Source organism: Microbulbifer maximicatervae (SeqCode) (assembly GCF_056231245.1).
This window is the reverse complement of sequence record NZ_CP174334.1, coordinates 3941055-3966764: the sequence shown is the minus strand read 5'-3', so window position 1 is coordinate 3966764 and position 25710 is coordinate 3941055. Positions and strand designations below refer to the sequence as shown.

Here is a 25710-nt window from a genome sequence, read left to right as displayed (position 1 = left end):
ATTATCCCTATAAGACCATCTCAAATTCTTGAGTTTCATCCTGATTTGATACTGCGTCTTGCTGTAACGAGGTACTTAATTTTTCAATTGTTTGATTTGCAAATAACATTGCTAGTGGGATATCTATACCAATTATCTGGCGACTTTTGGCCCCAAGACTGATGGCTTTGATTGAATCTCCTCCGATACTGAAGTAGTTATCGCGGATACCAACCTGGCCCAATCCCAGGACCTGTTGCCAAACTTCGCACAATTGGCGTTCAAGTTGCGTACGTGGAGCCAGATAATCACTCTGGGAAACAAGCTTGGGAGTTGGCAAGGCCTTTTTATCCAGTTTGCCGCTTAAATTAAGTGGTACTTTATCAATCCAGCTAAAGCTTGCAGGAATCATATACTCGGGCAATACAGACACTAATGTTGCTTTTAATATATCAAGATCTTTGGAGTCCTCGGAATCTGGGACTAAATAGGCTGCCAAGTATTTTTGACTTTGATATTCGTGATCTGTCACTATCGCTTGCCTTACTCCATCTAGGTCATTTAAAGCCGCTTCGACTTCACCTAACTCAATACGGAAACCTCTAATTTTCACTTGCAAGTCATTGCGACCGATATAATCCAGCTCACCGCTGGGTAACCACCTGACCAGATCGCCAGTTTTGTAAAATTTGGTATAACCTCTGGCTTTATCTTCCTCACTGGCAAAGGGGTTTTCTATAAAGCGCTCTGCTGTCAGTTGAGGTTGATTCAAGTAACCCCGGGCAAGGCCGGCTCCACTTATATGCAACTCACCAATAGCCCCTATTCCTAATAACTGACCTGATTTATCGAGGACATAGCTTTTGTTATTGGCGATGGCCCTGCCTATCGGGATCTGGTTGTCTTCTGATTGAGGTGGACAATGATATTGATGGCTACTGATAGTCGTTTCTGTAGGTCCGTAGACATTAATGAGCTTATCCCCCAAATCACTGGCTAGCTTGGTTGAGGTCACTTCGCCACCCGAGATGACTCGCTTCAAGCCATGTTTTTCCCCAAGTTCCAATGCCAGAAGGAGACTAGATGGTGCATCCAGGTGAGTAATGGACTCTTGCTCAATTAGCCGCTCCAGACGGCTAAAAGACTGGATGTCGGCATCACCGGTAATCACTAGCCGAGAACCACTAAGTAATGCTATAAATATCTGCTCTATCGATGCATCAAAAGTGTAGTTAGCCAGTAATAATAAATTTTCACCAGAAGAAACTTGATACGTTTCTAGGTTATGTTGCATCAAATTTACGCAACTGTGATGCTCAATCATCACACCTTTAGGTGTGCCAGTGGTACCGGATGTATAAATCACATAAGCCAGATCGGATGTTGATGTCAGCGCAGGTAAATTATCCCCACTTATTGCTTCATTCAAAAGTAACTCTTGGGTTACACACACTATGGATTCTTGATGTTCAATACCGACGATTTTCCGGAGTTTATCTTCGTTACTCTCTCCCGTTAGGATCATCGGACATTGACTGTCAGCTAAGATATAACTCAGGCGCTGTTCAGGGTAATCAGGCGAAAGGGGCAAATAAGCTCCACCGGCTTTTAGTACTGCTAAAATAGCAATAACCATATCGATACCGCGCCCAAAATATAATGAAATAACGGTATCTGGAGTTATCGATTGTCCGTGAGCTGATTGATATTGTTTTGACAGGATGCGGGCCAAACGGTTGGCTCTTTTATTAAGTTGACTATAAGTAATCCGTTGCTGCTCAAAGATCAGTGAAATGTGATTTGGCGTTCGCAGGGCTTGCCGTTCAAATAAACCATGTAAGGTTTGTCCCTCAGGGAAGTCAATCCTTGTATCATTCCACTTACCCAGGATTAGTTGACGTTCAATTTCACTAACTCGTTCAATCTTTTCTAAACATAACTTAGGCGTTGCCAACATACTTGTGAGTAGGTGTTGATACAAGTTGGCAATGCGTATGATGGTCTTTTCATCAAATAGGCTGACTGCATAATTAAACGTTGCGGTAATTTCCTCGCAACCATCATTTAAAAATAAACTTAAATCGAAAATTGCCGGTGAATATAGAGAAGCTTCCCCATCGAGTTCAGAGGGTAAAAACGGGAAATCGTCATTAACACTTTCTTGCTGAACAAAGCTCTGTACACCGAACATGACTTGAAAGAGTGGATGGCGGGAGCTATCACGTTCAACATCAAGTGCCTCGAGCAGGCGTTCAAAAGGCAGTTCCTGATGCACTTTAGCCTGAGTAACGGTCTGATGCACCTGTGCTATCAAATCCTTTACAGTCATTTTAGTATCTAGAACAGTTCTCAATACTAGAGTGTTAACAAAAAAACCAATCAGGTCTTGAGTTTGGGCATGGTGACGATTATCTGAGGGTGTACCTACCAGGATATCTTCCTGCCCTGACAAGGTTGCGAGGCAAAGATAAAATCCAGTTAGTAATATGGTATATAAAGTAGTACCTTCAGATCTTGCAAAAGCGCGTAACTGCGCTGATGTATTTTCGTCTAGGACAAAGTGATAGTGCTTACCCCTTTGATCAGCCTTTGGCGGCCGTTGATGATCTAGTGGCAGTACCAAGGATTCGTAACCGGACAACGTTTTTTGCCAGTAATTCAGCAGATTTTCTAGAGTCTCACCTTTGAGATATTCTCGTTGCCAAACAGCATAATCATGATATTGGATTTCCAGCACCGGTAGTGATGCTTGCTGCCTTTCACAAATAGCATGATAGATTTGTGAAAATTCTTTAATAAAAATGCCAGTAGACCAGCCATCAAAAGCAATATGATGCCAAAGGATCAACAAGTACCGTTGTTCGCCTAACTGGTACATATGTAAGCGGACGGCGCTCTCATGGCTTAGATCAAAGGGCCGATTATTTTCCCTAATCAGGGCAGTCTTCAATTGGGATTCATCTGTAAGCTGGTGCTTGTTTATTGCTATCTCCCTGGGCTGGACTTCTTGTAGGGTGACACCATTTTTGTCCGTGTAGTAGATGCTGTTTAGTATAGTGTGACGTCGTACTACCTCGCTTATTGCCCGCTCAATATTATTTAGCGATGCTTGAGGCCTGAGCCTAACTAAGTAGGGAATATGATATGCACTTGCCCCGGAATCAAATTTCTCGATAAAGAATAAACGCTCCTGGGAAAAAGACAGGGGATAAGGGCCGACTTTTGCTGAAGTAATTCTTAGCAGCGGCTTCTCCTCAAGCCCTTTGGAGAGGGCAGCAATATTTTTTTTCTCAAAGAGAGTTGCTAGGGATAGTTCAATACCTAATTCCCTGCGAATGGTAGCTATGAGTTGTACCGCATTGATCGAATGCCCACCGATTCGAAAAAAGTCATCCGCAATACCTACACGATCAAGTCCCAATATCTGCTGCCAGATCAGGCAGAGATTTTGTTCAAGACTTGTGCGGGGAGGGAGGTAGTTATCATTTATAATCAATTGTGGATTTGGTAACGCGCGATAGTCCAATTTTCCATTAGGGGTTAATGGCAATTTCTCCAACAAAGTATAGCTTTCAGGTACCATGTATCCCGGTAAATTAATAGATAGCATTTGCTTTAGGGTATCCGGTGAAATTTTCTCTCTTGCCTCTGGTACTATATAAGCAACTAATATTGTATTTTCTTCATGGTGAAAAGTGGTCACTAATGCTTGCTTTACTGCTTCGATTTCATGCAAGGCTGACTCGATTTCTCCTAATTCGATCCGGTAGCCCCGAATTTTAACTTGCTTACCAATTCGCTCAAGGTACTCCAAATTTCCGTCTGGTAACCAGCGCACTAAATCCCCAGTTTTATATAGCCGGTCATGTCCCCTTTCTCTATCTTCATCACTGACATAAGGATTATTAATAAAACTCTTAGCTGTCAGCTCTTCCTGATTAAGGTAGCCGCGAGCAATACCTGCACCGCCGATATATAGTTCCCCAGGAGACCCGACAGGTGCCGGTTGGCCATTTTTATCCAAAACATATAATTTTTTATTATGCAATGGGCTGCCAATAGGCAGTTTTCTCATCTTGGTATTTAAGTGACAGGCAGTAGCAAAAACAACCGTTTCAGTTGGCCCATAAACATGTGTAAACGAAATTTCAGGGTGGTCATTAACTAGCTGGTGTAAAGTTCCAGCATCGGCCTTTTCTCCGCCAAATAAAATATTATTTACCTTCAATCTATTTAATAGTCTCTCTTTGGTCAGGACACTCAGTAATGCAGTCGTGATAAAAAATGAATCAATATGATGGCTATTTAGATAATCTATTAAACTTATAGGGGACTGGATTACGTCCTGCGTAACGAGATGCATACTGCAGCCATTTAGCACACTGTAAAATAAGTCAAATACGAAACCATCAAAAGCATAGGAAGACAAACTGGCAATATTGGTCACCTTGGAGGCTTCCAAATAACGATTATTGCAAGCAAAAGCTGTTACTGCATTATGTTGCACTAAAACGCCTTTGGGCTTACCTGTTGTCCCTGACGTGTAAATCACATAGGCAAGATGATTGCTACTTGATGTTTCTGGTAAGTTATCGTGATGATATGCGGTGACTTCCTTTTTATCATCAACTACAAGGATTGATGGAACTTGGTACTTGCCAGCCTGGGATGCGGGTAGTGCCGATAAGCTCTGCTTATCACTTATTACCAGCGAGATTTGTGCATCTTCCAGTATAAATTTGATACGTGCTTGAGGGAGGTCCGGTGCAATTGGCACATAGGCCGCTCCAGCTTTCAGTACCGCCAAAATGGCAACAACCATATCTGCGCTACGTTGAAAACATAATCCTACTAGAGTGTCGGGCTCTATTGTCCTCGCTGTGCTGGCTTCATATTTATTTAAAAGTGCACGTGCGAGACGGTTGGACTTTTGATTAAGCTCCCGATAGCTTAGTCGGCATTGCTCAAAAACCAGGGCAATATGATCAGGTGTCCGGCTGACCTGCTGTTCAAATAGACCATGTATAGTGTTTCTGTCGGGATAATTAACCTGAGTATCATTCCACTGGTACAACATTTTCTGTCGATCAGCGGTACTTAGTTTTTCTATTTGTGCTATCGGAAAGTCTGGTCCAGAAAGGAGACCGGAAAGCATCCTTTGGTAAAGACTGGATATATGTGCTATAGATTCTTCATCAAAAAGACTTACCGCATAGTTAAACCCTGCGGTAATTTCATCGCCATAATCATTTAGCGATAAACTTAGATCAAATTTTGCCGGTACATATAAATTGCTTTCATCAATTAATTTTGTAGGAATAAAAGGTAATTTTTCGGTATCACTGATTTCCTGCCTGTTATTCTGTAGACCAAACATTACCTGGAATAAAGGATGGCGAGAATTATCTCGCTCTATCTTCAGTTCTTCAACTAGACGCTCAAATGGGAACTCCTGATGCACCTTAGCCGAAGTTACGACCTGGTGCACTATGGCTAATAGTTCTTTTATCAACATTTCGGGCTTGATTACAACACGCAAAGCCAGGGGGTTAACAAAAAAACCGATCAAATTTTGAGTCTGGGAATGATGACGATTATCTGACGGTGTGCCCACCAAAATATCTTCTTGCCCAGACAGGGTTGTCAGGCATAGGTAGAATCCACTGAGAAGTACAGTATATAGAGAGATTCCTTGATCTCTTGCTAATCTTCGTAACTGTGCTGAGGTTTGACTACCTAGAGTGAACCGATGGTATTTACCTCGGTGATCAGCCACTATGGGCCTGGGGTAATCAAGTGGTAAAGCCAAAGATTCATATCCGGACAAACGTTGTTGCCAATACTGTAGCTGCTTCTCTAGCTGCTCTCCTTGCAGATAGTCATGTTGCCAGGCAGCATAATCACGATATTGAATATCCAGTTCGGGTAGGAGAGCTTCTCGCTTTTGACATATAGCTTGGTAAATTTCTGAAAGCTCTTTGATGAAAATCCCGCTAGACCAGCCATCAAAGGCGATGTGGTGCCAGAGTATTAGTAGGTAATCTACTTCCCCTAATTGAAATATATGAAGTCGAACTGCCCCTTCCTTTTCAAGGTCAAAGGAACGCATACACTCTTTTCTAACTAAGAGCGTCAATTGTTTTTTGTCCGCAGCTTTGTGCATTTGTAAAGTGACAGGAGTAGATAGTACCTCTTGCCGACTAATTCCGGTGTTATCGGTATAATAGACACTGTTAAGCACAGTATGTCTACGAATCACAGCGTTTAGTGCTTTTTCAAGCTTATCCAGCGATGTCTTTGGCTTTAGTCGGGTAAGATAAGGTATATGATAGGCACTGCTTCCAGATTCAAATTGCTCAATAAATAGAAGTCTTTCCTGAGCAAAAGATAGTGGAAATGCGGTTGCATTTGAGCGCGGGATTGTCAACAACTTTTGTTTTTCTATTCCCGAAATCAGAGTGGCTATATTTTTTCGCTCGAACAATTCTTCCAGTGAAACTTCTATAGCCAGTTCTCGACGAATAGTAGCGGTTAGCTGAACTGCATTAATTGAATGGCCACCTATACGGAAAAAGTCATCCTTAACGCCTATGTTTTCCAGTCCCAGTACACGTTGCCAGATCTGACACATCTGACTCTCTAGTTCGGTTCGGGGTGCAAGGTAGTTATTCTTAGAAATTAGTTCCGGGGTGGGTAAAGCACGATAGTCTACTTTACCGTTGGTGGTTAGCGGGATCTGATCCAGGTAAGTATAGCTCTCCGGCAACATATACTCAGGTAAGCTAAGAGCCAATGTGTCCCGTAAGGCTTCTGATGAAATATCTTGTGCTAGACAAGGTACTATATAGGCTATTAGCAGGGTACTACCCTGATGATGATAAGTTGTCACCAGTGCCTGTTTTACTGATTCTACGTTGGTGAGCGCAGTTTCAATTTCCCCTAACTCAATTCGGTAACCCCGAATTTTAACCTGCTGTCCTATACGTTCCAGATATTCCAAGTTTCCGTTGGGTAACCAGCGCACCAAATCGCCGGTTTTATATAAGCGATCATACCCCCTGCTTTTATCTTCATTATTGGCAAAAGGGTTATTGATAAAATTCTGTGCTGTCAGTGCTTTCTGGTTGAGATAGCCTCGGGCGACTCCTGCTCCACAGATATATAATTCCCCTGGAGCCCCGATGGGTACCGGACAACCTTTTTTATTAAGTACGTAAGCCTTAACATTATTGATAGGGCGACCTATACATCGATTATTATTTTGCTGATAAAAGTTCAGACTTTGAATGGCTGTTACCGTAGCTTCAGTTGGTCCGTATTCATTAATAAGCTTGTCTTTCCAAATATTTACCAACTCTGGTGAACAAGGTTCACCGCCAAATACTACTCTTTTTATTTGCTGTTTGTTTTTGATATCACCTAAAGTCAATAGATGAGAAGGAGATGCTACCAAGTGTGTAACCTGATGTTTGGCTATTAAGCCGATGATTTTTTCCGGTTGTTTTAATATTCCTCTTTCGGGTAATATCAACCTCCCACCATTCAACAGAGCCAAATAAAAGGGCTCAACTGAAGCGTCAAAAACATAAGACAACAGCCAAAGCACACGTTCTTGATTGTCAAAATTAAATGCTTCGCTTTGTGCTTTAATTAGATTGACAACGGATTTATGCTCTACCATTACTCCTTTAGGAGTACCGCTTGTGCCTGAGGTATAGATTAGATACGCCAGGTTGTTTCCTTGCGAACCATGACTTAGGTTTTCGATAGAATACGGCGCAGTTTCTACTTGGTTATCTACTGCAAGTAATAAAGGTGGAGTAGGGATTTCCTTGAGTAAAGAGCGGAGTTTATCAAGCTTGAAACTTTGACTTAATACCAGGGCAGATTTACTGTCTTCTAATTGAAATTTCAGACGTTTTTGAGGTGCATCACAGGCAAGGGGAAGGTAAGCTGCGCCGGCTTTTAGCACAGCTAATATCCCTATAGCCATTTCCAGGCTTTGTTCAAAATATAAGGCAACGATAGTATCGGGTCTTATCGTATTTCGGTGTTTATCTTGATAGTTATGCTGTATTGCCCTTGCTAGTTGATTAGCTTTTTCATTTAACTCTTGGTAAGTTAATTGTTGTTCTTCAAAACTAACCGCGATTGAATCATGATTTATTAGGGCTTGAGTTTCAAATAGATGTGATAAACTTAGCTCATTACCACCATGTGAGCTTGTCTGATTCCAATCAATTAAAACTTTTTGGCGATCTCTATCTGACAAACTATCAAAAGTATTGATAGATCGTGAGGGCTGCTCCAGCATCTGTACCAAAAATTTTTGATAGATTCCACTGGCACGGATAATGCTTTCCTCATCAAATAGACTTACTGCATAACTAAACATACCTTTTATCTGGTTCCCACTGTCATCGAGAGTCAGGCGTAAATCCGCTTTTGCAGGCGAATATAATGGGTTTTGAGGATCTGTTTCTACCGGGGTAAACGGCAATTCATATAGGTTTGTCAAACCAAAACTTTGTACCGTAAACATTACCTGAAACAATGGATGGCGGGACAAATCCCTTTCCACTTCCAGTGTGTCAATGAGAGACTCAAATGGTAGATCTTGGTGAGTTTTAGCCGCAGAGACTACCTGATGTACTTGCCTGATTAATTCATTAGCTGTTATATCTGCATTTAACTTTACTCGTAGCGCCAGCGAGTTGACAAAAAAGCCAATTACGTCTTGGGTCTGGGCATGATGACGATTATCTGACGGAGTACCTATCAGGATATCTTCTTGCCCTGATAGGCTAGACAGTGTTGCAAAAAAAGCACTGAGGAGGACGGTATATAGAGTAGTTTCCCTTGATTGGGCATAGTGCCGTAACTTCAGGGATAGTTCAGCCTCTAACGTAAAGTAGATATTTTTTCCTCGGTAATCCATTTTTTTGGGACGAGGACGATCTGTTGGTAAAATTAAAAGTTCATAACCGTATAGGGTATTATGCCAGAAAGACTTTAACTTGGAGAGATTCTCCCCATTTAGATAATCCCTTTGCCATTGGGCGTAATCGCTATATTGGATGGATAGGTCTGGTAAGCCTATTTCCTGGCTATTAAGTAAAGACTGGTAGATGTTAGATAATTCCCGTAAGAAAATATCCATTGACCAGCCATCAAACGCAATATGATGCCACATAATTAGCAAATACAGCTTTTTATTGGCCTCATAATATTTCAGACGCATTGGTGGATCTTGTGACAGATCGAAGGGGCGCACTATCTCATCTTTTACCGCCGGTAGTAACTTTTCTTCTGTGTTTAAGTGGTTTGTCGAAATTTTAACAGGGCCAGATAATATCTGGCTGATATTCCGGTTATCAGACTCAATATAGACTGAATTGAGCACGGGATGACGTATTGCCAAATGTGTAAAAGCACTTTGTAGAATATCTAATCGGGCATCTTGGTCCAATTGCACTAAATATGGAATGTGATATGCACAGGTTTCAGGCTCTAACCGTTCAATAAATAATAGTCGCTCCTGAGCAAAAGACAGACGGTATTGCAAGAGTTCCTCAAGCCTAAAAAATTTTTTCTGTGAGTCAATTTCTCTTCTTTGTAAATACTTAACTAACTGAGGCTTTTCTGCTTTCAATCGTGTTAGCAGTTCTTTCGGTATTTCATCACCGCTACTTGCCAATTTAAGAATATCTCCACTGACCCATACAGCCAGGTTATTTTTTTTGAGCTCTTTTAATAACGCTAACATCAACTAAATCTCCATTACTAACTGATTATTAGCTGTAGGCTTATCAGCCAGCTTGGGAATGACCATGCTTTGTTGGTTTTTTAATGCAAGTGCTAATCTGGCAACGGTGCTGTGCTCTAATAATAGGCGTAAGGGAATATCTATCCCGTTTAACTTTCGGCTGACAGCTGTGAGCTTTACTGCATTGATAGAATTGCCACCGATACGAAAGAAGTTATCCTCAATCCCGACCTTGTCCAGCTTCAAGACTTCTTGCCAAACTGTACATAAATGTCGTTCAAGCTCATTTCTTGGTGCTTCGTAATTATGCTGGGTGACCATTTCTGGCTCAGGTAACAGATTGGGGTCAAATTTTCCATTGATATTAAGGGGGATGACATCTATTAAATTATATGAATCAGGCACCATATAATTTGGTAGGCTCGACTGTAGAAATGACTTTATTGCGTCGCAATCCAGTACTACATCATGTGTTGAAACCAAATAGGCTGCCAAGACTTGATTACCCTTTAACTCCCGTTTAATAACAACTGCCTGTTTTATTTCAGGGTGAGTGCACAAGATGTTTTCGATTTCGCTTGTTTCTATTCGATAACCACGGATTTTTATTTGGCTGTCGTTACGGCCAAAATACTCTAGAGAACCGTCAGGTAACCAGCGGACTAAATCACCAGTTTTATATAATCTATCGTAACCTCTATCGAGATCTTCCTGTGTTGCAAAATAGTTGGGAATAAATCGCTGTTGCGTTAAGGTTTCTCTATTTAAATATCCGCGAGCCAGGCAAGCTCCACCTATATATAATTCGCCAATAACACCAACAGGTGAATAATGTCCATATTCATTTAATACATAAAGCCTCACATTATCGATTGGTTTTCCTATGTTTATTTGGTCAGGCTTCTCTATTTTTTGTTGTGTCACACATACCGTGGCCTCTGTCGGGCCATATTCATTAAATGTGAACTCGGCAGGCAATACTGCTAATGGACTTAAATTGTCACCACCTGTGTGGACTAATGTTAATGTGGAATTTCTTAGTTCTTCTGCAATTTCATTGAGTATTGCAGTTGGAATAAATGCTTGGTTAATATTATTCTCAGTGATATATGAAATTAGCCTTTCACTCTCAACTCTACATTCATCCGAAGCAATATGGAGTTCCGAGCCAGATAAAAGTGCTGGAAATATTTCAAAAACACTGGCATCAAAAACATAGTTGGAGAACTGTAAGATCCGTTTTTCAGTATTCAACTGATGACTTTTGATCATATATTGAGTCAGATTTACTACGCTTTGATGCTCTATCATCACCCCCTTGGGTTTTCCTGTAGTGCCGGAGGTGTAAATCACATATGCAAGAGCTCTGGGATCTAGCTTAATGGCGGGAGATGCTGACGATTGAGTGGATAGCAATTCAGGTATATCAACAGAAATAAGTAATGGAACATTTTTAAATTCTGATAGTTTTTTATCAATAGCAGTAAAGTGGTGCCGTTGCGTCAAAATAATCGGAGCTTGACTGTCTTTAAAAATAAATTGAGTACGTTGCTCTGGGTATTCTGGAGAGATGGGTAAATAGGCTCCGCCAACTTTTAAAACGGCTAACATACTAATAATCATTTCCAGGCTGCGATCTAAATACAACGCTACTATTGTATCTGCCATTAACTCATGGCCGGTTTGAGCTCGATACTGAGTGAGAATAACCTGGGCAAGTTGATTAGCCTTCTTATTAAGCTCCTGATAGCTGATAACACTATCCTGATATACCAGGGCTGTATTTTGGGGGGCTTTACTTACCTGGGATTCAAATAATTCAACCAAAGTTCTGGTCGCTGAATATTCGGTATCGGTATTATTCCATCTGGCAATTTGTTGATTCAATTTAGTATCAGCTATCACTAAATCCGATATTTTACTGGCATCCCCCTGCAGGATTTGTGTCATTACAGACTTAAATGAGGCCATCATATTCTGAATAAACCAAGGGGCATGTCGTTCCTGATTGAACTCCCATAGTACGGTAACGGGATCACCACTGCCTTCCTGCCCCATCCTCGGGATAACCACAATATTTAAATCGAATTTTGCGGATTTGCTGCCGATGGCTTCGACCAATTGTATCTCTGAGATGCCAGGTAATGTCATTTTCGGTAAGGGAGAATCATGAAAACTAAAGCAGACCTGAAATAACGGATTTAGTCCTTTGATGCGTTCAGGATTTACCAAATCAACAACAGTTTCAAATGGAAGTTCCTGATTTTTTTGTATTTCTTGTATCGTATCAAAGCAGGTATGAATAAAATTATTAATTCCTTGTTTTGAGTTTTGTTTTATTCTTGCAACATTGGTTGCCACCATCATTCCGATAGTATTTTCTACTCCTTGATAATTACGGTTCGCAGTACCAGTGCCGACGCAAATATCGGTATCGCCGGAGTACCGAGATAATACTAAGTTGACGGCCGCCAACATAAAGGAAAATGGCGTTACTCCCTGTTTCTGACAATAATTTTGTATTTCATGCCAGAAATTCCGAGGGATCTTCATTTTTTTAGTATCTCCTCCCTTTAAATCTCCTGCGGCGGTCTGAGGTAAATTGATTTTAGTTGGGGCATCTTTGAGTTTTTTATACCAGAATAGCTTCTGTTTTTCAGCTGCTTCGCTCGTTAGCCAATTGTTTTGAAAAACAGCAAAGTCGGCGTACTGCCCAACATGATTAAGAGTTGTTTTTTTTCTGCCCTCGAGTCTTTGCTTATAGCAGGAGAATAAATGCTCAAGAAATATATTTGAGGACCAGCCATCATGGACAAGGTGGTATTCAATGTGAACAAGAATATGTTCTTTGTCTGTTAATTTTACTAATCCCCAGCGTACCAAAGGTAGTTGGGTAATGTCGAATACCTGATTCAGTCCTTCTGCTATTAAATAGTCAACTTGCTGTTGAGCCTGTTGATAATTCATGGAACTAAAATCATATCTGGCTATCTCAACTTGGTAGCTTTCATGGATGTATTGGCAGGGTTCCTCCAAAGAATAGGACGTTCGGTAAATCTCATGTGCATCGACTACATCCTGGATAGAGTGAGCAAGAATGTCTGGATCGATTTCACCTTTTAGAATCAACTTACTCTTTGCATGATATGCTCTATTTCCTGGGTTGGATTTTGTCAAAAACCATATGGCTCGCTGCTGTGAGGATAAAGGTGAAATAGTCCGATATTTATTATCCCTGGTGTTGATACTGAAACTTTGCTGGCAGCGAGGTAATTGCTGCCAGATATTTTCAGGTGTGCGCTCTGTATAAATTAACTCAACTGGAATATTTACAGATGCTTCTCTGGCGAGTTTTGAACATAATCGAATAGCTGAGATTGAGTCGCCACCAGCGGCAAAGAAGTCTTCTTTCCATGCCAAAGGTAACGCTGTGTATTTACTTATCAAGACTAGAAACGTCGCCTGTTCAGAATTAAGATTCACATCCATCATCGCAGATGGATCGTGTGTTGCCATAGATAATAAAATCGATTTATCTATTTTTCCATTCTCTGTCAGCGGAAGCTCAGGTAGAATTAGAAAATGCTCAGGTACCATGTGAAGTGGCAAATGTGCCTTTAGGTGTGATTCGAGCTGTTGTATATCCAACGAGAATTCTTGCTTGAGTACTGCATATGCATACAGCGATTTTTTGTTTCCTGTATCGCTTGCAAGTACGCATGCCAAGGCAATGCCATTTAGAGTTTTTAGGCAATTTTCAATTTCCGAAAGCTCTATTCGGTGGCCTCGTATTTTTACTTGCGAGTCATTCCTACCTATAAACTCAAATTCGTCTCCTTGGAGACGTCGAACTAAATCTCCTGTTTGGTATATGCGTTTATATCCGTCGCGGCTAATTTTCGATGGTAGTAAACTACCGCTGATAAATTTTTCGGCTGTTAATTCTGGTTTTCTCCAGTAGCCACGGGCAATGCCTGTACCGCCAAGATATAGTTCCCCAATATCTCCGATGGCCACCTGCTGTAAATTGCTATCCAACACCCAAGCTTTAGTATTCTTTAACGCTTTGCCGATATTGTTTGCCGAATCCCCATGCGTAAAAAGGTGTGCGGTAGCGCACACAGTAGTCTCTGTTGGTCCATAGGCATTGAAAATCTTGCTTTGCTTGTTGAGCTTTTGCATCATATTAATGGATGGTGCTTCACCGGCAACAACAATGCTTTGCAAGGAGTGAAGTTTTTCTTCGGGTAACAACGCTAATAGTGATGGTGGTAAAGTGGCAAACTGTATTTGATTGTCTCGGATTAAGTTTGCAAGTTTATTGTGGTCTTTACGTTCTTCTTCATTAGCAATATAAATCGTTTGGCCCAAAAATAGACTGGCAAATATCTCGAATACACTGGCATCAAAAACATAAGATGCAAACTGTAAAGTCCTTTGAAAATTTTCCAGTGAAAACCTTTCAATTTGCGCCGAAGCGAGGTGAAGAATATTCTGATGAGTGATCATAACCCCCTTAGGCTTGCCCGTTGTTCCAGATGTGTATAGTACGTAGGCAAGATCATTAAGGCAGTTCTGATTTACTTCCTCCAATGAAGGGCTGGTTTTAATAGTATCTTTATCGTCAGAAATGAGTAAGATTGGCGAGTTATGATTTGAGTTTAGCCAGCTTGTCAGTTGAAATTTATGATGAGCCTGAGTTACAACCACTTTGGTTTTGGTATCCTGAAAAATGTATAATGCTCTCTCCCGTGGATACTCTGTAGAGATTGGAACATAGGCAGCACCAGCCTTTATTACTGCCAGCATGGCAATTACCATGTCCAAGCCTCGATCTAAATACAGTGCAACTAAATTTTCTTTTGAGTTGTCTTCTTTAGCTAGCGCCTGGCTGATTAAGGTTGAAAGTGATTTTGAGCGCTCATCAAGCTCTTGATAACTAATACTAATCCCTTGATATATGAGAGCTGTTTTATTTGGGTTTATATTGATTTGCTTTTCTAAGCAGCTATAGACGGATCGTGCTTTTGAATTGAAATTCTCACTTTTGATATTCTGTGAGTTAACGATTTCATTGATTTCCATCATCAGTATTCCATTTTTATTTTTTATTAACGATCATTGTAAAAAGTGATAGCTTTGGTTGTTGTCTGGTTTATACCCTTCTTGGATGACTTTTCATATGTTGTGAATATGAAATTTTATTATTTATTCTGTAAGTGATGTGCGTCTTGAATTAGTAGTTATTTTTAAGTTTTCAAGTTAGTAAATTATATTTTGTTAAGAGGGTTAGGGTAGGTGACTGAATTAATATCGTGTAATGAAGATCAAAAGGTTTTAGCTGTGGAAAATGATTCTCTATAGCTGGCTTATAATGAAAAGGCTGGCGGGATGTGTGTTGTTTAGATTGAAATTTATTATGTTTCGTCTGCCAATGTTGAAGCATTGGTGAGGTGGTAAATGTGGCTAAGTTGTTAGAATAATTTGCATTTTTCATAGTGCCAACTTCCGTGCATGTCTGTCACTACAATACTGCGCTGGGAAGTTATCAAAAATGTTTTTGTGCATCAACAAAAAGGTACTTGCAATATTGGTAGCAGATTTTATGGCGATTATTTATTTGATAGGAGTCTGATGGGGACGGTTTTTGTTTTTTGTGATTGCGCTTTTTTCAGTTCGGAAGCGTGTAAATAGTTCGTTTTTTCTCTGATTTTAAATTTGTAGGGGGAGGTTGTTGTTTGTGTGTTCGATGTTTTTATGATGATTTCAGGTAAATTTTTTGGAGTGTTGTTGTTGGGGGTTTTAAAGTGGGTTGGGGTTGAGAATTATTTTGATTGGCTTTTCTTTTATAGTAGCGTTGGCTGTATGGGTGGTAATTCTAATTAAGAAGTTTGTTCGTGTTTTATCGATGTTTTCTAGATATATGAAATGTTAACTTTAAATAAAGTTTGCAGTCGTTGCTGTGAGGAGTGAAGTTAGGGTTTTTGGGGATATGTATTTTAGATTGTTCGGTAATGAAGTTTTGGCGCTGTATGAACGATTCTCTATCTTGATGGCATAGGGATTGCTAGCGACATAGTATATGCTCAAACTGAGCGTAAGCAGTTAATCAAAGATAGGGATGTGGAGCATATATATGAGAATTTAAAATAAATTATTCGATTAGATATCGGGGGGGATATGAGTGAGATATTCAATAGTCGATATCAATATAATTTATTTGAATTAAGTTGTTGCAATTTGGTGTGTTTATCGATGTTTTTTGAAAAGAGAACCTTCTAAAATTTCAGTTTCTGAAGAAATTATTTAAGAGGTTCTCTTTTACTAGTTGCAGTAGTAGTTAGTTTAATTTATTCATACATCTAGGTCCCTTCCGCGCAGCATTAAAGCGGTCACGCAAGCGCTCAATCATCGCTGAGCGCGCAGCATCGTGGTTTATACCCATAACCACATTTACTGCCAAGCCCTCACCGGTCTCAGAAAAAGTAGTCTTCCCTACTGTTGGGTCAAAGGTAATCGGATCATAAGGTGTTGTGCTATCGGCTAGGCCTGCATCTAGTTGATCGACGGTGATATAGCCGGGCACTAATTCCATTTCCAAGGTTTCAGGCTCCAGTAGTACCAGCGCAGCAATAATATCCCACAGGCGAATAACGGCATCCATGGCGAAGTCACCATTACCCTGGAAATCTCCACCCTCAAATTCACGAATGGAACTGAGGAGTTGGGAGGTGTAGCAGGCTTCCGGAGTTGCGCGGCGCTCTGCGAGGGCTTCGATGGTGCTGCCTTGTACTTTGGCCATATCGGTTGAGTTGGTCGGAACCAGATAGGTTTCAATATTATTTTTACTCAGGGCGTCGAAGGCCCATTGTGCGCTCAGTGGGTCGAGCAGAATATTGAATTCCTGATGGGTACTGAAGTCGCTGTCACAGCCAAAGCTGGGGTGGGAGAAAATATTACCGCCCAGATTTCTAGATTTATCGCCAAAGCAGGCTGCTTCGTGATTCTCAGTAAACGGCTCATAATTCTCAAAGCCACCACCCATCATAATAACGCGGTCAATTTTAGCTAGCTGCTCTTCGTTGGCTTTGCCAAGTACCCGGGCCAGGGTGGTGAGTTTGCCGGTGTTGAAAACTACTGGGCGTTGCTCCAGGTTATCCATCGTTTCCAGGATAATGTCTTCGGCCAGCTCAAAATTGAAGGAGACACCATTGTTACCTTGGTAGCGGTAGTGCTCCTGTTTTGCGCGCGGGATTAGGTGGTCAGTTCCATACAAGGTGGAGCCGTTGTCACGCCAGGGGCCGGGTACATACTGGCCGTAGAGATTGATACCCATGGCGTTGCGGCGCTCCAGGTTCCAGGTGCCGGTGGAGAAATCGGAGGAGTTGGGTAGTTGGTAGTCTTCTCTGCCGAGAACGGCCTTATCGTCATTCACTGGAGATACTGAAGCTTTGCCGTTTGCGCCGTAGGCGACTTCTTCTGTGGCAAAATAGGCTCCGCGAATAACCTGGGTATCGTTATTTCCCAGCCATTCGAGGATGTTGTAAACAGTGTTGGCCCCGTGCGCTACGGTATTGAAAGAGTCCTCAACGACAGCCAGCTCCAGGGTATAGCGTGGGTCTTTGGCGATTAGCATCAGTGCTACGGCATCGTCAAAGTTATTGAAGTCGCCAATCCAGATAATGGGTTGGGCGTTCTCGATCTTGATGGCCTGGTGTGGTTTCTTGCTGTGAGGTCCGCTATCCGCATTGCAAGAAGCCAATGTGGTTAGGCTGCCCAGTACCAGAGCTCCTACAGAGAACCAGTGTTTTAATTTCATTTATCCTTCCCTAAATATTCGAGTGGTTTTACTCGGCAATCCAATAGCTCCTCCCTGATCTACTCGATTGCCACCTTGTAGCACCGTTTGTTGTATGAGTTAACGGTATTACACAGGTGTGAGCCGGAACATGGCCGGCAGCGATACTTCCCTGTAGCGCTTTGTCTGAAAGCTGTTTAAATCAGCCTTCAATAAATGGCTTTAAATTTCGTAATAGCTGTTGCTCCAGGGGTTCACTACCGCTAATTCCCATACCTGTCAGTTTTGATTTATCCAGCTGGCAATTGTAAGGGCGTGGCACTGTAAAATTGGGTTCACTTTCAGCGCTCAGGTGTTCGGCATTCAGGTTGCAAGCCTTGGCAATAATGTGTGCGAGTTCGTAGCGTGTGCAGGCCGTATCGCCACTCCACTGGTAAATGCCTTCAAAATTCATACCACTACGAATTTTTAGCAGGCATTGCTCCAGTACTTCAGCCACTTCCTCAACACTGGTGGGAAAACGAATAGCCCAGTGATCCAACGTGACTGGCTTTTGCTCGCGCAAAGTATCCAGTAGGGCGGTGATACCGGATTCCTCCAGATAGGCAACGGGCCCGAATAACCAGGGCAACCTCAATACCCAGTGGTTGCCGTTATTCAGTACCGCCTCTTCCCCTGCCAATTTACTGCGGCCATAGAAGTTAACCGGGTTGGGATTGTCATCAGCTTTGTAGGGCGGGGTGCTGCCATCAAAAACATAGTCGGTGCTGATATACACTAATTGTGTATCGTTTTCGTTACAGTATTTCGCCAGGAATTCTGTGCTGCTGACATTGAGCTGCCAGGCGGTGTCGGGGCTGTCGGCGCAGCGATCAGGCCAGCGCTCGGCGGCGCAGTGAATGACAATATCGGGATTAACCTGTTGCAGGCAGGTCTTTACCGCTTCGCTATCGGACAAGTCCAGGCGAATTAAATTTTCTCCCGCGCGGGAAAAGGCGGTACCGGTAACAGAAAAAACCGGATTGTTGGAAAGCTGTTTAAATACACTGCGCCCCAATAGGCCGGAGGCGCCGGTAATCAGTATTTTCACGGGTGATTTCCTTTTGTCAGGCTGGCGGGAAACGTGTGGCCTGAGTGGGATAAAAGATGGTGCAGGATGGTTGGGTAGGCCACAACTGAAGGCCGCCTACCCGGGTGCTGCCCGGTTTGCCTATCTGAAAAGTTACAGAAGGTGATACCGGGCTGGAGCAATTTACATCTGCTCCATCACTTCAATGCCAAGCAGGTCGAGGCCAGTAGCGATAGTGCTGGCCACTAGATTACATAATTGTAAGCGGCTGTGCTTCTGCTGTTCACTTACGCCTTCTTTCAGTACTGGGCAGGCTTCGTAGAAGCTCATATAGGCACTCGCCAGTTCGTACAAGTAGGTGCAGAGTACGTGCGGGAAGGTATCTTTGGCTACCTGGTCCAGTACTTCGCCAAATTGGCTTAGTTTAATTGCCAGGGAGCGTTCCTGTGGGCTTTCCAGTTGGATATCGCCCTTGAGCTCACTCGGCTCAATACCGGCTTTACGGAAAATACTGCGTACGCGGGTGTAAGCATACTGTAGGTAGGGGGCGGTATTGCCCTCAAAGCTCAGCATGGATTCCCAGCTGAAGATGTAATCGTTAGTGCGGGTCTTGCTTAGGTCCGCATATTTCACCGCGCCGATGCCCACCTTGCGCGCGATTTCTGCACAGGTTTTTGCATCCAGCTCCGGGTTTTTCTCAGCCACCAGTTTCTCTGCACGCTCTACTGCTTCATCCAGGAGGGCTGCCAGTTTTACGGTGCCGCCGGTGCGGGTCTTAAATGGTTTACCGTCGTCGCCCATCATGGTGCCAAAAGCGCAATGCTCAAGAGAAACCGACTCTGGCAGGAAGCTCGCTTTGCGTGAGGCGACAAAGGCCTGCTGTAGGTGCAGGGATTGGCGAGCATCAACAACATATAGGATACGGTCGGCACTGAGTTGGTTGGCGCGGTAGCGGATAGCGGCCAGGTCGGTGGTGGCATATAGGTAGCCGCCGCCTTTCTTCTGGATAATCATCGGGCTGGGGTTGCCTTCCTTATCGGCCATCTCTTCCAGGAAAACTACGATCGCGCCCTGGTCTTCAACGGCGATTCCATTATCCAGCAGCTCTTTTACCAGCACCGGCAGATCATCGTTGTACTGGCTTTCAGCGTAAACGTCTTCCTGTTTGAGGGTGACATTCAGCTTGGAGTAGATTTCTTCGCAGTGGCTGATAGAGATATCAATAAACTGCTTCCACAGTTTCAGGCACTGCTCATCTCCGCCTTGCAGTTTTACAACGTATTCACGGGCGCGATCGGCAAAGCCCTCTTCGTCATCAAAGCGAACCTTGGCTTCGCGGTAGAAGACTTCCAGATCGGCCAGTGCCACTTCTGCATCACTGTCTGCCAGCTTGTCGGAAAGGTGTGCCAGCAACATGCCGAATTGGGTGCCCCAGTCGCCCATATGATTTTGGCGAACTACTTTGTGCCCCTGGAACTCCAGCAGTCGTGCCAGGGCATCACCGATAATGGTGGTGCGCAGGTGGCCTACGTGCATTTCTTTGGCCAGGTTGGGATGGGAATAGTCGATGACTACGGTCTTGGGCTCTTCAACCGAGGCGATATTCAGGCGCTTATCGCCTTGGGCGGACAATAGTTGCTGGCTCAGCCACTGTTCACTCAGATGGATGTTTAAGAAGCCAGGGCCTGCGATCTCGACCTTTTCGATCATATCGCCTTTATCCAGCTGCTCAAGGATCTTGCCAGCCAGCTCGCGCGGGTTGGTGCCCATGCGCTTGGCAGCGCCCATAGCGCCGTTGGCCTGGTAGTCGCCAAACCCGGCCTTTTTCGCAGGTGCCACAATCGGGCCGCATTCTTCGGGGATACCGGCGGCGAGCATGGCGGCCTGGAATTTGTCGGTGAGGAGCTGGCGAATATTCATAGAGTGAAGTGCTGTCTTAAATTCGTGGAAACGCCGAATTTTAATGGGCGGTGGCGGCTTTGCAACCAGCGTTGGCAAAGGAGTTGGTCCGGAGTGCTCGAAATCTCGACTTGGGTGTCCAGACGAGGAGGTTCTCGGTGGTATGATGCCGCCAAATTATGGAGGTACCGTGAGTTCTACCACACTTTATTGGCACGATTATGAAACCTGGGGTACAGACCCGGGTGCCGACAAGCCGGCGCAGTTTGCCGGTATCAGGACCGACGAAGAACTGAATATCGTCGGCGAGACATTGATGATTTACTGTCGCCCTTCAGTGGATTGCCTGCCACAGCCGATGGCGAGCCTGGTGACTGGCATTAGCCCGCAGAAAGCCCTGGCCAATGGAGTGCCGGAAATAGAGTTTATCCAGCGCATCCTCGCCGAACTGGGTGCGCCGGGCACCTGTGGGGTGGGCTACAACAGCTTGCGTTTTGATGACGAGGTAACTCGCTACACCCTTTATCGTAATCTGCTCGATCCCTATGAGCGGGAATGGCGCTCCGGCAACAGCCGTTGGGACATTATTGACATGGTGCGCCTCACCTACGCCCTGCGCCCAGAGGGAATCCAGTGGCCCACCCGTGAGGACGGTGCGCCGTCCTTCCGCCTGGAAGAATTGACCGCTGCCAATGGGATCTCCCACGAGGGCGCCCACGATGCGCTGTCGGATGTGCACGCCACCATTGATATGGCGAGGCTGATCCGCAAACAGCAACCAAAGCTTTACGATTATGTGTTCCGCCTGCGTCGCAAGCAGGAGGCCGCCAAGATGATCGATATGCGCGAGCGCCGTCCGCTATTGCATATTTCCGGCAAGGTCTCTGCTAATCATGGTCACTTGACCTATGTGATGCCCTTGGCCAGTCACCCGGTTAACCGCAATGCGGTTATTGTTGCCAACCTGGCAATGGACCCCGAGCCATTACTCAGCCTGGATGCAGACACTCTGCGAGAGCGCCTGTACACCTCTCGCGACAAGCTGGGTGAGGGTGAGTTGCCGGTAGGGCTGAAACTGGTGCATTTGAACAAGTGCCCGGTATTGGCGCCTGCAAATATGCTGGATGACAAGCGCGCCACTGAGCTGGGTATCGATCGCACAACCTGTGAGGCGAACTGGCAGAAGCTCAAAGATATCGATTTGACAGAAAAGCTGCACAACGTATTCCTGGATCGGGAATTCCCTGAGAGAGATGTGGAAGCGGACCTTTACGGTGGATTCCTCAGCGACTCTGACCGCGATATCTGCCGTGAACTGCACCGTGGACTGGCGGCCCGAGGTCCGGAAGCTTTGGCGGGTGAAGTGCCTTTCACCGATAAGCGCCTACCCGAGCTGCTATTCCGTATGCGGGCGCGCAATTTCCCCGAGACCCTGTCTGAGGAAGAGCACCAGCGCTGGCAGATCTGGTGTTTCCAGCGCTTAACTGACGCTACTGCCGGGGCCTCAATCACCCTGGAAGATTACTTCCGCCAGCTGTCTGAGCTGCGGGTTCAGTACCCGGAGCGCATCTCCCTGATTACAGAGCTGGAGAACTGGGGCGATAGCTTACTTGCCTAATGTGTCGAATCACGTCAGCGGCCGTTCTTCCTCTGGGCTCTTTCCTGGTGCCCGAGTAGAATGCCGCTCGCGAATACCCGGCGCCCACAAGGCGCAACCACTGGAGTAACCATGGACTTTATCGGAGCCAATATACTGTCGGTCAGCCAATTTGAGCGCGCCGACATAGAGCGTGTATTTGATGTAGCTGACGCCATGACCCCCTATGCACAGCGTGAAAAGGTAACGCGTGTATTGGAAGGGGCGATTCTCGGCAATATGTTTATGGAGCCGAGCACTCGTACTCGCCTGAGTTTTGGAGCCGCCTTTAATCTGTTGGGCGGTACTGTACGTGAAACGGTAGGAATTACTGCCAGCGCTATGGCAAAGGGCGAATCCCTTTACGACACCGCCCGAGTGCTATCGGGCTATAGCGACGTGATTTGTATGCGCCACCCAAAAGAAGGGTCGGTGGCTGAGTTTGCTGAAGCGAGTCGTGTGCCGGTGGTCAACGGCGGCGACGGCGCCAATGAACACCCCACCCAGGCACTGTTGGACCTCTACACCATTCGCAAGGAACTGGCTGCGCACGGCCGCACCCTTGATGATTTTCGTATCGCCATGATCGGCGACCTCAAGCACGGCCGCACGGTGCACTCCCTGTGCAAACTGCTGTGTTTGTTTGGCAAGGTGCAGATTACCCTGGTTTCTCCACCGGAACTGGCGATGCCGGAAATGATTGTGGAGATGCTGCGCGGGGCGGGGCACGAGGTGACGGTTACCGATCAGCTTGAATCCTCTATCTCCCATGTGGATATTGTTTACTCCACCCGTATCCAGGAAGAGCGTTTCGCCTCTCAGGAAGAGGCCAACCGCTACCGTGGGCGCTTCCGCCTGAATAAGGCTATTTTTACCCGCCACGCAGAGCCTAACACGGTAATTATGCACCCCCTGCCACGGGATTCACGGGCAGAGGCGAACGAACTGGATACCGACCTGAATGAACATCCGAGCTTGGCGATTTTCCGCCAGACCGACAATGGCTTGCTGGTGCGTATGGCTCTGTTTGCCATGTTGCTGGGTGTTGAGAATCAGGTAGATAAATATTCCCGCGATGTGAACTGGTATAGCCGACGCAATCGGGTATAAAACTACTCAACTGGGCGTAAATCCCGGTGGAAATAAACAAGGCCCCGGCTAATTCTGTTAATCTGATGGAATTAGCCGGGGTTTTTTGTTTCCGGTTTAGGGTGTCGTGAATGCTAAAGTGATTTTGCTTTTTCGCTGTGGCACTCAATATCCAAATATTGGCGTTGAGCCAGATGTCGCATCAGGGATGGATGCATGTCGAAGCAGATTTCGCCCATTTTGTTCTTTCGCAGCCTGGTTTTCCTGGCGCTGCTGCTCAGCCTTTTTGTGTACAAAAGTGCCGCCCAGGAAGAGCCCTTTCCCCATGTAGCCATACTCAAAATTGATGGGGCCATAGGTCCCGCGACGACTGATTATTTCAAGCGGGCTACGCAGGAGGCTGTGGACCAGGGCGCAGAGTTGGTGATTCTGCATCTGGATACCCCTGGGGGGTTGGATGCGGCTTCGCGGGATATCATCCAACATATCCTTGCGTCTCCTATCCCTATTGCCACCTACGTTTACCCCTCCGGCGCGCGCGCTGCCAGTGCGGGAACTTATATTCTCTATGCCAGCCAGATCGCCGCTATGGCTCCTGCTACCACCTTGGGAGCGGCTACTCCAGTGCAGATTGGCGGACCTCAGGGCACACCTATGCCGGGGGGAAAGCAGGAGGAGAAAAAAGAAAAGGCGGAAGACGGTGAGGATGGAGAAAAAGAAAAACCGCTTGCTGGAACAGCCATGGAGCGCAAAGTCGTTAATGACTCTGTCGCGTTTATCCGAGGGTTGGCACAGCGCCATGGGCGCAATGCGGAATGGGCAGAAAAAGCTGTACGCGAGGCCGCGACCCTGACGGCTCCGGAAGCGTTAAAAATGAATGTTATCGATATTGTTGCGGATAATGATGACGATTTATTGCGCCAGGTTGCTGGTCGAAAAGTATTGCTCGATACCGGTGATTATACGATTCCTGAAAATATTGCCGAGCTGCAAAGTGAAAGTTACGAGCCGGATTGGCGCAATGAATTACTGGCCCTGATTACCAATCCTCAAGTGGCCTATATTTTGTTATTGGTGGGTATTTATGGGCTTATTTTTGAGGGTTATAGCCCCGGTGCTTTTGTTCCCGGGATTGTTGGTGTTATCTGCCTGCTTCTGGCATTTTATGCCTTGCAAGTTTTACCGATTAATTACGCTGGTCTTGCATTAATTATTATTGGCGCATTGCTGATTGTGGCAGAGGTTTTCATGCCGAGTTTTGGTGCCCTGGGGATCGGCGGAATTGTTGCATTGGTGATTGGCTCTGTAATGCTTATTGATAGTGATGTGCCGGGAATGCAGGTTTCCAAACAGCTGATTGGGGCTATTGCCGGTGTAAGTGGTGTTTTTTTATTGATGTTGTTGACCGCTGTTGGACGCAGTTTACGCCAGCCGAAAGTCCCGGCAGACCAGGCTTTTGTGGGTCGCTCTGCGGTGGTAAGCGAAGTTAAGGACGCAGAGATCTTGGTGCATCTCGATGGAGAGATTTGGCAGGCGACCTGTAACCAGCCTCTGAAGGTGGGTCAGAAAGTTAGAGTAGTGGCCCAACACGGCATGGTTTTACGGGTAGAGGTGGAATAGGTAGGGCAATCAATTGAGCTAATGACAGCGCTCAACAGTTAAGGTGGGATTAAGGAGAGTCCAATGATGCTCAGTTATTTTTTTGGGATACTGGTAGTCGCACTCATACTGCTACTGATGTATGCCATTCGTATTTTGCGGGAGTATGAGCGCGCAGTGGTATTTTTCCTGGGGCGTTTCCAAACAGTGAAAGGGCCAGGACTGATTATAATCATTCCCATTGTTCAAACTATGGAGCGCGTGGATCTGCGCACTGTGGTGATGGACGTACCCACCCAGGATGTTATCAGCAGGGATAATGTCTCAGTAAAAGTCAACGCAGTGGTTTATTACCGGGTAATTAATCCACAGTCTGCAATTATTAATGTGGAATTTTATCACGAGGCTGTAAGCCAGTTAGCGCAAACTACATTGCGTTCGGTACTGGGTAAGCACGAGCTGGATGAGATGTTATGTGAGCGAGACAAGCTAAATGTAGATATCCAAAAAATACTCGATGAGCAAACAGATGCCTGGGGTGTAAAAGTTACTAATGTAGAGATTAAGCATATCGATCTTGATGAAAGTATGGTGCGGGCTATCGCACAGCAGGCAGAGGCGGAGCGCGCGCGGCGGGCTAAAGTTATACACGCAGAGGGGGAGGCGCAGGCGGCTTTAAAGCTGACTGAGGCAGCGAATCAATTATCGAAAAATGCCAACGCGATTACTTTGCGATATATGCAAACCATGATTGATATTGCCGGCGCAAATAACAGCTCTACAATTGTATTTCCGTTGCCACTGGATCTAATTGAGCCAATGCTGAAGCGGGGCTCTGCATCCAGTTAACGATGTCCTTAGCAAAGATCAAAAAA

The 25710-nt window shown here is 44.9% G+C and carries 9 protein-coding genes; 4 read left to right on the top strand and 5 right to left on the bottom strand.

What is annotated here, in order from left to right; all coding sequences use genetic code 11:
• Window positions 1–7: 7 nt before the first annotated feature.
• The 5 genes from ACJJIS_RS17275 to argS all read right to left on the bottom strand — a co-directional run bounded on the left by ACJJIS_RS17275 (window position 8) and on the right by argS (window position 20532).
• A complete protein-coding gene (locus tag ACJJIS_RS17275; protein WP_475708667.1) occupies window positions 8–9745 on the bottom strand; it encodes a non-ribosomal peptide synthetase in 9738 nt (3245 codons plus the stop codon).
• A 3-nt stretch (window positions 9746–9748) separates the two neighbouring features.
• Window positions 9749–14833, bottom strand: coding sequence for a non-ribosomal peptide synthetase (locus ACJJIS_RS17270; protein ID WP_475708666.1), 5085 nt, complete (start codon window positions 14831–14833; stop codon window positions 9749–9751).
• Window positions 14834–16085: 1252 nt separating this feature from the next.
• Complete coding sequence (locus tag ACJJIS_RS17265; protein ID WP_475708665.1) at window positions 16086–17564, bottom strand: nucleoside hydrolase; 1479 nt, start codon at window positions 17562–17564, stop codon at window positions 16086–16088.
• A 181-nt stretch (window positions 17565–17745) separates the two neighbouring features.
• Window positions 17746–18633, bottom strand: a complete 888-nt coding sequence (locus ACJJIS_RS17260; RefSeq protein ID WP_475708664.1) for a dTDP-4-dehydrorhamnose reductase family protein — start codon at window positions 18631–18633, stop codon at window positions 17746–17748.
• Between the two features lie 162 nt (window positions 18634–18795).
• Complete coding sequence (gene argS, locus ACJJIS_RS17255) at window positions 18796–20532, bottom strand: arginine--tRNA ligase (RefSeq protein WP_475708663.1); 1737 nt, start codon at window positions 20530–20532, stop codon at window positions 18796–18798.
• A 145-nt stretch (window positions 20533–20677) separates the two neighbouring features.
• On the opposite strand from argS, the gene sbcB reads away from it, so the two are divergent.
• The 4 genes from sbcB to ACJJIS_RS17235 all read left to right on the top strand — a co-directional run bounded on the left by sbcB (window position 20678) and on the right by ACJJIS_RS17235 (window position 25684).
• Window positions 20678–22129, top strand: a complete 1452-nt coding sequence (gene sbcB, locus ACJJIS_RS17250) for an exodeoxyribonuclease I (RefSeq protein ID WP_475710366.1) — start codon at window positions 20678–20680, stop codon at window positions 22127–22129.
• Between the two features lie 111 nt (window positions 22130–22240).
• Window positions 22241–23257, top strand: a complete 1017-nt coding sequence (locus ACJJIS_RS17245) for an aspartate carbamoyltransferase (RefSeq protein WP_413664546.1) — start codon at window positions 22241–22243, stop codon at window positions 23255–23257.
• Window positions 23258–23452: 195 nt separating this feature from the next.
• A complete protein-coding gene (locus ACJJIS_RS17240) occupies window positions 23453–24856 on the top strand; it encodes an NfeD family protein (RefSeq protein WP_475708662.1) in 1404 nt (467 codons plus the stop codon).
• A gap of 63 nt (window positions 24857–24919) precedes the next feature.
• Window positions 24920–25684, top strand: a complete 765-nt coding sequence (locus tag ACJJIS_RS17235; RefSeq protein WP_413664548.1) for a slipin family protein — start codon at window positions 24920–24922, stop codon at window positions 25682–25684.
• Window positions 25685–25710 lie beyond the last annotated feature (26 nt).